Here is a 1,899-nt window from a genome sequence, read left to right as displayed (position 1 = left end):
CGCGGCATTCCAGCCGCATTCGCAGTAGATGCAGTCGAACGAGCAGAGTTTCGACTCGGTGGGCAGGAGGTTGACCCCCAGCGAGAGTCCCAGCCGCCGCGAATGTACCGGGCCGAAGATGATGTCATGGAATAATGAAGTCATACCACAAAGATAGTATATGCCGGGGGCAAAAGCAAGTTTACTTGCATTTTGCCGGGGCGCCGCCTGTCTGAGGCAAAGCCGAAGATAGCTAAAACGGGAATATTTTTCTACCTTTACAAAAACCATTCCTTATGAAATTCAGGTTCGGATTGCTGCCGCGCGTCGTGCTGGCCATCGGCCTCGGGGTCGGCTGCGGCTTTTTCTTCCCTGTGTGGGCGACGCGTATCGCCCTTACGTTCAATGATATTTTCGGCCAGTTCCTTTCGTTCGTCATCCCGTTGCTCATCCTCGGGCTGGTGGCGCCGGGCATCGCCGACCTGGGACGCAACGCCGGGCGCCTGCTGGCCCTCACGGCGGCGCTGGCCTATGCCTTCACCCTTTTCTCGGGCTTCGGCACCTACCTCACGGGGCGGGCGCTGTTCCCCGCATTGCTCGAAGGCGCCGCAGCCGTGCTGCCCGACGCGGCCGCAACGGCCCCCGCACCCTATTTCACGGTTGGGATGCCACCCCTGTTCGGTGTCATGTCGGCGCTGGTACTGGCCTTCGTACTCGGGCTGGGGATGGCCTATACGCACAGCGTGAAACTCAAAGGGGTGATGGACGATTTCAAGTCGATCATCGACCGCGTGATCGCGGGCGTCATCATCCCGCTGCTGCCCTTCTATATCTTCGGAATCTTCCTTTCGATGACCCAGTCCGGGCAGGTGGCCGGGGTGCTGGGCGTCTTCGTGAAGCTGATCGTGGTGATCTTCTTCATGACCGTCGTGCTGCTGCTCGCACAGTTCTCCATTGCCGGGCTCGTTGCCCGCAAAAACCCGCTGCGGATGCTCCGTACGATGCTTACGGCCTATGTCACGGCGCTCGGCACGCAATCGTCGGCCGCCACCATCCCCGTGACCCTGGCGCAGACCCTCCGGCTCGGCGTGCGCCCCCAGCTGGCGTCGTTCGTCGTACCGCTCTGTGCCACGATCCACCTCTCGGGGTCGATGATGAAGATCGTGGCCTGCGCATTGGCCGTTTCGATGCTGGCCGGGCTGGATATTCCGGCGGGGACTTTCGCGGGGTTCATCCTGCTGCTGGGCGTGACGATGATCGCCGCACCGGGGGTGCCGGGCGGCGCGATCATGGCGGCGCTGGGATTGCTCGAGTCGATGCTCGGGTTCGACGAGACGCTCGCGGGACTGATGATCGCCACCTATATCGCCATGGACAGCTTCGGCACGGCGACCAACGTGACGGGCGACGGTGCCGTCGCGGTGATCGTCGATGCGATAGACCGCCGATCGAAAAAATGAAAAACCGAACAAAGTTCTCCCCCGGGCCGCCGAAAGCGGCCTTTTTCCTTATCTAATATCCGGAAATAAGTATAAATGCGTACCCGTGCCGAATAAAAAACGGCTAATTTTGATGGCTAAAAGGTTTTTTTGTACTTTTGCGCGTCCGAAACGGAAACTTAAACATTAAATTACAATATTTTATGGTTGATATTTTTGCACGCCTTGAGAAAAATGCAGGTGGCCCCATCGGTCAGTACATGTCGTACGCCCACGGTTATTACGCTTTCCCCAAACTGGAAGGCGATATCGGCCCCCACATGACTTTCCGGGGCAAGAAGATGCTCAACTGGAGTCTGAACAACTACCTCGGGCTGGCCAACCACCCCGAAGTCCGCAAGGCCGACGCCGAGGGTGCCGCACAGTTCGGCATGGCGGCCCCGATGGGCGCCCGCATGATGAGTGGCCAGACCGTCTACCA

The 1,899-nt window shown here is 59.3% G+C and carries 1 protein-coding gene and 2 pseudogenes; 2 read left to right on the top strand and 1 reads right to left on the bottom strand.

The window, feature by feature from the left end; all coding sequences use genetic code 11:
- A pseudogene (locus QVP03_RS13645) lies at window positions 1-144 on the bottom strand (radical SAM protein); the annotation flags it as partial.
- Between the two features lie 131 nt (window positions 145-275).
- Here QVP03_RS13645 and QVP03_RS13640 point away from each other — a divergent pair.
- Window positions 276-1,439 carry a dicarboxylate/amino acid:cation symporter gene (locus QVP03_RS13640; RefSeq protein ID WP_022333941.1) on the top strand — a complete coding sequence of 388 codons (1,164 nt, stop codon included), beginning with the start codon at window positions 276-278 and terminating at the stop codon, window positions 1,437-1,439.
- Window positions 1,440-1,621: 182 nt separating this feature from the next.
- Window positions 1,622-1,899, top strand: a pseudogene (locus QVP03_RS13635) (pyridoxal phosphate-dependent aminotransferase family protein); the annotation flags it as partial.

The organism is Alistipes sp. CAG:29, assembly GCF_000435435.1.
GTDB classification, from domain to species: Bacteria; Bacteroidota; Bacteroidia; order Bacteroidales; family Rikenellaceae; genus Alistipes; species Alistipes onderdonkii.
This window is presented reverse-complemented; position numbering and strand designations above follow the sequence as displayed.